Below are 9,406 nucleotides of genomic sequence, written 5' to 3'. Positions count from 1 at the left end.
GGTGGTGCCCGCCGGCGGCGGGCCCCACCCGGCCGGGCGCCGACCGCCTCATTGGGCGCCCCACGAACGGGCCGCGTTTGTCCGCGCGGCGGGTGTCCCCGTGGGGTCAGAGCCTCGCGCGCAGGCCGCTGACGACGTCGATGGTGCGCGCTCGCTGCGCCGGGTCACCCAGGACGCTCACGAGCAGCTCGGTGGAGCCGGCGTCGGCGTAACGCCGCAGGGCCCGCTCGACGTCGGCCTCGTCGCCGGCGACGATCGTCTCCTCCACCCCGCGCAGGCCCTCCCGGTCGAGGACGGCCCGGTAGGCGGGGAAGTCCGCCGCGAAGCCGACCTGCTCGGCCACGGCGGTTCGGACGCGGTCCGGGTTCGCGGTCACGCACACCCCCACGGCCGTCACGACCCTCGGGTCGGGTCGCCCCGCGGCGGCGGCGGCCTTGGTGATCGTCGGCACGATGTGCTCGGCGACCGTCCGTGGCCCGGTCCACACCGTCACCGTGCCGTCGGCCAGTTCGGCGGCGGCCCGCAGCATCGCCGGCCCGAGCGCGGACAGCAGCACCGACGGGGTGATCGCGACGGGCGCGTCCACCCGCCCGATGGCCGTCACGCTCTGCCCCCGTATCTCCACGGCCTCGCCGCGCAGCAGCGGGACCAGCGCGCCTAGGTACTCGCGGAGATGGCGGACCGGCCGGTCGTAGGAGTAGCCGAACATCCCCTCGATGATCGCCCGATGGCTCGGTCCGATACCGACGGTGATCCGCTCGGAGGCGACCGCCTGCGCGGTGAGTGCCTGTCCGGCCAGCGCCAGCGGGTGGCGCGGGTAGGTCGGCACCACCGCGGTGCCGAGCTCGATGCCGGGCACCGAGGCGGCGCCGAGCGCCACGAGGGTGAGCGCGTCCCACGACAGCAGCTGGGAGAGGTAGACGCTGGCGAAGCCCGCCCGCGCCGCGGCGCGGATCTCCTCCAGCGCCGCGGCCGGGTTCGCCACGGCCCCGAGGTACAGCCCAACTTTCATGCATCACTCCTGGTGAGTCGGGATGGCAGGCGAGGTCGCCGGCACCAGCTGGCGTCCCTCAGGTCTCACCCTGCTGGCCGCGAGTTGTGTCACAGGGTGACGAGATGTTGTCTCATAGTGCCCGCCCCACCACTCTTCATGGAGGGCATCGGCCAGGGGGCGGCGCCGCGCCCAGCCGGCGCGTTCCAGGTCGGGGTGGGCTTCGAGGTGCGTCACCGGCCCGACGCACAGCCACGCGACCGGACGCACCCCGGTGGGAATCCCGAGCAGCTCCCGCACGAACTCCTCGCGGTAGAACGACACCCAGCCGACGCCGAGGCCCTCCGCGGTGGCCGCGAGCCACAGGTTCTCCACCGCCAGGCAGACCGAGTACAGCCCGGCGTCGGCGATGGCGTGCCGGCCGAGCACCGCCGGCCCACCCCGGTCCGCGTCGTAGGTGACGACGAGACACAGCGACGACGACAGCACGCCCTCGATCCGGATCGGGGCGAAGCATTCGGCCCTGGGCCCGGTCAGGGTCGAGGCGAACACCGCCCGTTCGTCCTGGACATGGGCGTGGAAGGCGTGCCGGGTCCGGTCGTCGGTGACGCGGATGAAGTCCCAGGGCTGGGTGAGCCCGACGCTGGGCGCGGCGTGCGCGGCGGTGAGGACACGGGTGAGCACGTCGGCGGCGATCGGCGCGCCGGTGAACTCACCCCGCACGTCCCGGCGCCGGTGCACCAGGTCCTGGAAGGCGAGCGCGGCGCTGGTGGCACGGTCGGGCGCGCTGGTGCGCGCGGGGTGATGCTGGCTGGGCACGGCAGGCTCCCGCTGTCGGGCCGCCCCGGTGGGCGGCGTCCGTGCGAGGCCGGTCTTCGGACTTCCGGATCGTCGCCGTACCGTCCGCCTTCCCAGGCCCGAAGGCCCAGTGGCCGCGTGGGTACGCGTGGACGGCTGCTCCCCGGTCACCGCGGCGGGCCCGTGCCGGACTCACACCGGCTTCCCGATTCTCCCCGGTCACCCGGGGCACCCCGCGTACGTTGCCGCCGCCGACCGTATCCCGGCCTGGCCGAGGACGCGTCGCGCGACCGCCCAACCAGGCCGGCGCCGGGCCGCGCCGCCGGTGAGGCCCGGCGCCGGTGGGACCCGGCGCCGGTGGGACGTGCGTGGAGCGTCCGCCTCCGCTTCCCACCGCTTTCGACCGCCCCGGGACACGACGGACGTCGATGTCGCTTGACCGACAGCGGAGCCCGGAAACCACGCCGTCCGGGCTCCGTGACCGTGCCATTTCGCTCCGGGTATGGTTACCCCGGAGAGGGTCGGATTCCGTGCCACGGCACCGAACCGCTCCGTGTCCACCAGGGGGATGAATGACGGGCATCGGCCGGATCCGGAAAGGCGATCGCCTTCCGCCCGACGCGCCGACCACCGCAGCTCTGGCCCGCAGAACGGTGTCCGTCCGCACACCGCGCTGTCCGTTTCGGGGGCCGCGCGGATGACGGAATTTCCGGTGGGACCGGCTGGTCTTCCGGGCCTTCCTCTCCGGCCACACGATCCGTCGCGGATAGGCCAGTACACCGTGCGCCGCCTTCTCGGCGAGGGTGGCATGGGAACTGTCTACTTCGCGCTGACCCGCTCCGGCCGACCGGTCGCGGTGAAGGTGATCCGGGCGGAATACGTCGCCGCCCCGGGATTCCGGGAGAGGTTCCTCGAGGAGATCGAGAACGTCCGGCAGATCCAGCAGTTCTGCACCGCCGCGGTCGTGGACCTCGATACGGGACCGACTCCGTACCTGGTGACGGAGTACGTCGACGGGCCGGATCTGCGCCGCCAGGTCGCCGAGGGCGAGACCCTGGCCGGCAACGACGTGAAGCGGTTCGCGATCGGGGTGGCGACCGCGCTGTGGGCCATTCACAGCGCGCGGGTCGTGCACCGTGACCTCAAGCCGGGCAACGTGCTGCTGGCCCAGCACGGCCCGCGGGTCATCGACTTCGGTGTCGCCTCGGCCATCGGCGCGACGGTCGGCAGCCGCGACGCCGGCCCCGCCGTGCCGCAGTGGCTGACCCCGGCGTTCATGGCCCCGGAGCAGGCCATGCGGGCCCGGTACGGCGCGGGGATCGACATCTCCTTCCCGGCGGACATCTTCGCCTGGGCCGGCGTGGTGCTGTTCGCGGCGACAGGCCGCGCGCCGTTCGGTGAGGGAGACTTCCTGCACCTGTTCGACGAGGTCGTCTACGGCGAGGCGACTCTCGACGGTCTGCCGGCGGAGCTGCTCGGAATCGTGCGCCAGGCACTCGAGAAGAATCCGGCGCGCCGGCCCAGCGCCCGCCAGCTCCTCGCGAGCCTGCTCGGCGACACGGCGAACGACACCGCCGAGGCAGGGGAGGCCGAGGCGGACCGCGGCTGGGAGACCACCGTGATGGTCGGGCACGAGTCACCCCCGCCACCGGCGACCGTCCCGCCCCCGCCGCCCCCCAGCTCGAACCGGGGCCGCCGACGGCCCACGCTGATGCTCGCCGCCGCGCTGGTCACCGTGGTCCTGCTGCTTCTGCTCCTTCCCGGGTCGCCGCTGTCACCCTGGCCTCGGTCGAAACAGCTGGGCGCCTGCCCGTCCGTCTCCGTCTACACCGGGCAGAAGGGAACGCCGTACTACGCCTACGCTCAGACGCTGGGGCGCGACCTGCACCAGCGCTATCCCGGGACGAAGGTCGTCGTCGACGCCACCGACGGCACCGCCGACAATCTCGGTCGTCTGCAGGACGCGGACGGCTCGACCTGCGCCCTGGCGGTCGCCCAGCTCAACACCGCCGTCGACGCGTACAACGGCGTGTTCCAGTTCGAGGGCAAGGCGCTGCCCGCGCTGCGCACGGTCGGTCCGATCTGGCTGGACGTCCTGCATCTGATGGTGCGCGCCGACTCCCCCGTCCAGGCCGCCAGCGAGTTGTGCGGCAAGCGGGTCTCGACGGGGCTGGGCGCCTCGGGCACCCTCCAGGTCGGCGAGGTACTTTTCCGCAACGTGCTCCACTGCCCGGGCGATCCGATTTCCCGTGGCCTCAGCCCCGCCCTGGCCGAGCTTGGCACCGGGCAGCTCGACGCCGTGCTGTGGGCGGGCGGCGCGCCGACCCCGCAGATCACCCAGGCCCTCGACAACGGCCTGAAGATCCGCATGCTCCCGCTGGACAAGTACCTGGAACCGATGGCGACGAACTGGGACGGCTCCTACGGCTTCCGCCTGGGTCGTACCTTCGTTTCCGGCGGCGTCTACGAGAACGCGATCATCGCGGACTATCCCGGGATGGCCGCGGTTCAGAGCATCGGAGTGCCGAACGGGCTGGTCGTGAACGCGTCAGCCGATTCCAGGCTGGTCGCCTTCACCGCCCGCGACCTGGTCGAGCATCGCGCCGGCTACGAGACAGCGCTGTGGGGCACGAACCGCGGCGGCCGGCACTTCGAAGCGCCGGCGCAGGCGATACCCGCGAGTTCGCTGTACTGCCTGGTCCCGTTGGCTGACGCGGCCAAGGCCTACTACGGCGCCATCGGCATCAACGCGCGCTGCGCCGGGCCGCGCTGACCGAACGCGCCGGTTGCTCGCCGCGGGATCTCCTGGTTCGGGCGTCCGCGCCACCGTGCCTGCGGCACGGACGCCCACCAGGCGAACGAGCCGAACGCTCAGCTCATCAGGACCTCCGCCCGCGACGAACCGCCAGCTCGGCGACTACCAGCGCTGGCCGCCGCGGTGATCGTTGCCCCGGTGGTCATTGCCCCGGTGGTCATTGCCCCGGTGATCGTTGCCCCGGTGATCGTTGCCCCGACCGCGGCCGGGTCCGTTGTGGTGACGCGGGTCCCGGCGCGGCTGAGGGCGGTACACCGGCCCGTGGCCGGAGCTGTGGTTGGCGAACCCGTAGCTGCCCGCGTCGCCGGCGAGGTCCTGCCCGCCGGTCGGCGCGAAGGCGGCCGCCGACGATCCGATGGTGGGTGTCCCGGTGGCTGCCTGCGCCGCCGTCGTACCGGCGAGAGCGATTCCCGCCGCCGCGGCGGTCGTCATGACGGCGAGGCCGATTTTCCTGAAACGCATGCTCATGCCTCCCCTTTTCACGGGCGGCCGACAGACGGCCGACCCGTTCCTCCCGGACACCTCGACGGCCGTTCCGTCGATTCATCAACAATAGCTGCCAAACGCGCTTTCGATTCGAGAAGAAGACGTTGCCTAGACGACGCTGTGATTCTTGCCGAACACCACCCGGTCGCGAGGACCGATCTGTTATCCCGCCGCCGCACGGCCGCCCCGACCATCTCCAAACCGGCGCCATGTCTACCCTAAAGGCCACGTCAACCGGCATTTGCAACCCAACTCCGGCCTCGGGAACGCCGAGCGAACGCGTCGTTTTCGCGGCACCGACCCCGTCGATTCGTCCGGACGCCCGCATTTTTCTTGATGTCACCTGGCACGACCCGCATCATGTGCCGCGAGCGCCGGCCTTGTTCGCGCCGTGCCGCTACCCGCGCTTTTTCCGCCGCTTTTGGTCGGCGCCGCGGCCGGCATTCTTCGCCCCGGCCACCCGGGTCATCGGATGCGTCGGCCCGCTGCACGGCAGTCCGTTCAGCGTGATCCCGGCGGGTGCGTCGTCGCCGGCGGCGGCCCGACTCGGCCTGTCGGCTACCCGATCACCCACTCACTAGAGTTCGCTTCAACGAGTTGCTAGAGTCGGCTCCAGTGAGTCGCTGGAGCCGACTCCAGCCGAGGGGGAGATCGCACCTGGCTTTCGACCCCGACGCCTCGAGTTCCCACTCCGCGCCGACTCACCAATCACCCCCTGCCGACCACCGACCACCCACCACCGAGCACCGAGCACCGACCACCGAGCACCGAGCACCGAGCACCGAGCACCGACCACGAGGGAGAACTTCCATGCGACACCACGACTCCGGCGGCAACGGCGAGCCGCTCGTCCTGATCCACGCGGCGGGCTTCGCCGACTGGTTCGTCCCGTTCGACCGCGAGCCGGCCGTCGCCGGCCTGCGCCGCCTGCGCGTGACCCGCACCGGCTACTGCGACCCCGCCCCCGCCGAGCCGCTGTCGGTGGCCGACCACGCCGCCGAGTGCGCGAACCTGCTCCGACACCTCGGGATCGACCGGGCCCGGGTGCTCGCGCACTCCTCCGGCTGCGTCGTCGCACTGCAGCTGGCGCTCGAGCATGCGGAGTTGGTCGGCGAGCTCGTGCTGGTCGAACCGCCGCTGATCGACCCGCTTGTGGCACCGGCGGACCAGGCGGCGGTCGCCGCCGCGATCAGCCCCGCTCTGGGCGCGGCGATGGGCGCCGCCGCCCAGGGCGATCTGCCCACCGCCTTCGACACCTTCATGGCGGCGGTGTGCGGACCACGGTTCCGCTCCGTGCTCGAGTCCGCCCTCGGCCGAGACGGTTTGGAGCGCGCCGAACGCGACTGCGGCTACACTTTCACCGGCGAGGTGCCCGCGCTCGCCGGGTGGCATTTCGACGCGGAGCTGGCGCGCCGGATCTCCCAGCCGGTCCATCTCGTCGCCGGCGGCGAGAGCCCGGCCCTCACCCACCGCCTCGTCGAGCACCTCGCCACGATCCTGCCCGACACCCGCACCACCGTCGTTCCCGGCGAGAACCACCTGCTTCCCCTGCGCGCCCCCGCCGCCCTCGCCGACCTTCTCCTCACCGCGACGCCCGTTTAGCCAGGTCGCTTCCCGTGGGTCCGCCGGCTGCTCGGAGAAAGACCCACCCAAAGACGTTCCCAGCCAGGCCGCGCCACACCACGCCGCGCCGCCTACGGCACTGGGGGTGACCGCCACTGGTCCGAGGTGTCGGCTCGTCGCGTGGGAAAGAGGCTTCGGGCCGCCTTTGACGGGCTCTGCGTCCGATTTGTAGCTGTCAAAGCGGCCCGCGGCAGCTCGGCCACGCACGGCCGGCGGCGGCTGGTAGCTGGGGGTGATGTCGGGCGGGCGAGAGGCGAACGCAGGCCCGCGTCCCGTCGGGGGGTGGGCGCGGTGTGACCGTCGTGGTCTCTCGGCAGGGGCATGGCGATCACCTATCGGCGGATCGGGGTGTTCTCGGGTCAGGTGCCGGCGGAGGGGCCACTGTAGGTAGATCGATCGGCGAGCAGGCGAGCCACGGGAAACCCGCCCGCTCCCGTCAGTCCCGCTAGCCCGCGTCGATACGGCGACCCGCGTGGATACGGCGACCCGCGTCGATACGGCGACCCGCGTCGATACGGCGACCCGCGTCGATACGGCGACCCGCGTGGATCATGAGGCCTGAACGGCGAGCTTGAACCTAGGAGATACCGCCTAGGAATGGCTGTCGAAGTAGCGTGCGCGCAGGTCGTCGTAGGTGCCATCGGCGTGCATCTGCAGCAGCGAGGCGTTGACCTTCTTGCGCAGGGCACTGCCGGTGGGAAAAGCGATGCCGTAGTCCTCGGGTTCGAAGACCTGCCCGGCGAGCGTCTCCTTCCGATCGTGGGCGACGTCGACGTGGTGTTGCAGGACGGGCGAGTCGTAGACGATCGCGTCGGCGTCGCCGGTGCGCAGCATCGGGTACGCGGCGTCGATGGAGGGCACGGTGCGCGGTGAGATGTCGTGGTGGCGCAGGTAGCTCTCCGCCGTGGAACCGCGCACTGTGACCACCCGTTTTCCCGGCAGGTCGGAGATCCCGGTGATGCCCGTCCGAATGGATTTGACCGTGAGCTGCGTCGTGATGGACGCGGTGAACAGGGACACGAACACCAGCCCGGCGATCAGCCAGGCGAACGTGACGATCTTGGCGAACAGCCTCTGTGGTTCACCGAGATCGCCGGCGAGCCCGACGGCGGCGGCCCGGAACATCCCCTCGCCCATGCGCCGGTGCCAACGGTGTTCGCTGCCGACGCGGGTGACCGCCGAGGTGATGGCGCCGGCGAAGATGAGCATGACGAGCAGCACGGCGAGATAGCGCCCGGTCGCGGGCGAGATGAGGTTTCCCAGCTGGTTGGACAGGTCCAGGCCGGCGGGCTTGTCGGCGGCGAGAATCTGCAGCCCCGCGTCGAACATCGGGTAGGAGAAGTCGACCTGCGTCTCCCGGTCGGCGGTGATCGATATTCCCGAGATCGCCACGTCGACCTCGTTGTCCCGGGCCCGGTCGAGCAGGGTGCGGAGGTCCGGGTACGAGACGTAGCGGGTCTGCCAGTCGTTGCGCCGGGCGATGTCGTTCCACAGGTCGACGCTGAAACCCGTGTACTCGCCGGTGTCGTCCCGCCCGACGAACGGGTCGAGCGGCTTGATGCCGACCGTGATCGTGCTGGCGGCCGCGCCGGCGGCCATCGGACGTTTCGCCGCCGGCGCCGGCGCGGCCCGCGCGGGCATCGCGGCCGCCAGAAACGCGGCGAGCAGGAGGAGTACGGCGACCCGATGGCGGGCCGTACACAGACGACCGTGGACGGTCATTGAATCGTGACCGTCACCACCCGAGCGGACAGCGGCGCACTCACCTTCCGCGCCAGACACGACATTCGCCGTTTCCGGGCGGCCGATCCACTTCGGCGAGCCAAGCGGAGAGGCGACCTCGAATATGACCGTCCCGCGAGCATTCTCCGCGGGGACGGAAACCTGCCACCAGCGAGAACAGTGGATGCGGCGGGCAGGCCGGGGGCAGGCCTGAACCGGGCGAGGCGGGGGGCATGCCACAAGTGTGAGGTAAGACGAATTCACCTGTCAATACGGAGTGTCGCCGCACACAGGCGAAGGGGAGAACAGATCAACAAATGCACCGTCTTTAGTTTTTCGTGCAGAGTGCTCCACATTGCAATCTTTCGTCCGGCCGAGACCGACTCGCCTCGACCACCACAGGGAGACGACCAACACACAGGCCCGGAGTCAGAGCCGCCGCCGCAGGGCCGGAGATCTTTATGGCTGGGCTCAGGCGGGTCGCTGGCGGGGGTCGGGGACGCCGATCGGGTTCGGCCAGCGTAGGTGGGCGGCGGCGTGGTGGGCGAGGGGGGTCAGCAGGGCGGCGCAGCGGGTGAGGGCGGCCGGGGCGAGGGCGTTCCAGGGGGCGGCGGCGAGGCGGTCGGTCGTCGCTTCGATGTCGCGCAGGGCCTGTTTCGAGGTCGGCGTCGAGGCGCCCGCGGGGTCGAGCCAGCCGCGGGTGCGCAGGCGGTCGGTGGCGGTGCTCCAGTCGTCGTCGGACCAGCCTCGTACGCGTTGGAAGTCGTCCCGGCCGACGCCGTCGAGGCCGCTGCGCCAGACGCAGGATGCGGCGCCGTCGAGACCGGCGGTCACCAGGGCGGCGACGTGGCCGTCGCCGCGGTGTTCGCGCAGGATGGTCGTGGCCTGCCAGATGACGCCAAGGCAATCGCCCGGCCAGGGCAGGGCGGCGTTGGCCGCGGCGAGCACCCGGCCGGCCAGCGGGGCGGCGC

The 9,406-nt window shown here is 71.6% G+C and carries 7 protein-coding genes and 1 riboswitch; of the genes, 2 read left to right on the top strand and 5 right to left on the bottom strand.

Features of this window, described 5'->3' with window-relative positions:
• Window positions 1-106: 106 nt before the first annotated feature.
• Window positions 107-1,012 carry a TIGR03564 family F420-dependent LLM class oxidoreductase gene (locus tag MXD58_RS12755; RefSeq protein WP_248837839.1) on the bottom strand — a complete coding sequence of 302 codons (906 nt, stop codon included), beginning with the start codon at window positions 1,010-1,012 and terminating at the stop codon, window positions 107-109.
• A gap of 3 nt (window positions 1,013-1,015) precedes the next feature.
• Window positions 1,016-1,810 (bottom strand): 5,6-dimethylbenzimidazole synthase, encoded by a 795-nt coding sequence (gene bluB, locus MXD58_RS12750; protein ID WP_308301957.1) that lies wholly within the window; start codon window positions 1,808-1,810, stop codon window positions 1,016-1,018.
• Window positions 1,811-1,850: 40 nt separating this feature from the next.
• Window positions 1,851-2,029: riboswitch (cobalamin riboswitch) on the bottom strand.
• 262 nt (window positions 2,030-2,291) lie between these two features.
• Between bluB and MXD58_RS12745 the strand changes: the two genes are divergently transcribed.
• Window positions 2,292-4,562: a serine/threonine-protein kinase gene (locus MXD58_RS12745; RefSeq protein ID WP_308301956.1), complete on the top strand. Its 2,271-nt coding sequence runs from the start codon at window positions 2,292-2,294 to the stop codon at window positions 4,560-4,562.
• Between the two features lie 144 nt (window positions 4,563-4,706).
• Here the strand turns inward: MXD58_RS12745 and MXD58_RS12740 are convergent, their stop codons facing one another.
• The gene (locus MXD58_RS12740) at window positions 4,707-5,066 is read right to left on the bottom strand and encodes a hypothetical protein (protein WP_248837841.1); all 360 of its coding nucleotides are present in this window, start codon (window positions 5,064-5,066) and stop codon (window positions 4,707-4,709) included.
• 834 nt (window positions 5,067-5,900) lie between these two features.
• Between MXD58_RS12740 and MXD58_RS12735 the strand changes: the two genes are divergently transcribed.
• Window positions 5,901-6,692 carry an alpha/beta fold hydrolase gene (locus MXD58_RS12735; RefSeq protein ID WP_248837842.1) on the top strand — a complete coding sequence of 264 codons (792 nt, stop codon included), beginning with the start codon at window positions 5,901-5,903 and terminating at the stop codon, window positions 6,690-6,692.
• A gap of 612 nt (window positions 6,693-7,304) precedes the next feature.
• Here MXD58_RS12735 and MXD58_RS12730 read toward each other — a convergent pair.
• Both MXD58_RS12730 and MXD58_RS12725 read right to left on the bottom strand, forming a co-directional pair.
• Entirely contained in the window at window positions 7,305-8,435 is a 1,131-nt protein-coding gene (locus MXD58_RS12730) for a transporter substrate-binding domain-containing protein (RefSeq protein ID WP_248837843.1), read from the bottom strand.
• A 471-nt stretch (window positions 8,436-8,906) separates the two neighbouring features.
• Window positions 8,907-9,406, bottom strand: a 500-nt coding sequence (locus MXD58_RS12725) for an SCO6745 family protein (RefSeq protein WP_518477930.1), incomplete at its 5' end; no start/stop codon positions are given.

The sequence above is a fragment of the Frankia sp. AgKG'84/4 genome (assembly GCF_023242965.2).
GTDB lineage: Bacteria > Actinomycetota > Actinomycetes > Frankiales > Frankiaceae > Frankia.
This window is presented reverse-complemented; position numbering and strand designations above follow the sequence as displayed.

Excerpts from the sequence above, each read along its gene's own strand:
- MXD58_RS12740 (WP_248837841.1), bottom strand. The coding sequence starts at position 5,066 with ATGCGTTTCAGGAAAATCGGCCTCGCCGTCATGACGACCGCCGCGGCG.
- MXD58_RS12755 (WP_248837839.1), bottom strand. The coding sequence starts at position 1,012 with ATGAAAGTTGGGCTGTACCTCGGGGCCGTGGCGAACCCGGCCGCGGCG.
- MXD58_RS12745 (WP_308301956.1), top strand. The coding sequence starts at position 2,292 with ATGGTTACCCCGGAGAGGGTCGGATTCCGTGCCACGGCACCGAACCGC.
- MXD58_RS12735 (WP_248837842.1), top strand. The coding sequence starts at position 5,901 with ATGCGACACCACGACTCCGGCGGCAACGGCGAGCCGCTCGTCCTGATC.
- MXD58_RS12730 (WP_248837843.1), bottom strand. The coding sequence starts at position 8,435 with ATGACCGTCCACGGTCGTCTGTGTACGGCCCGCCATCGGGTCGCCGTA.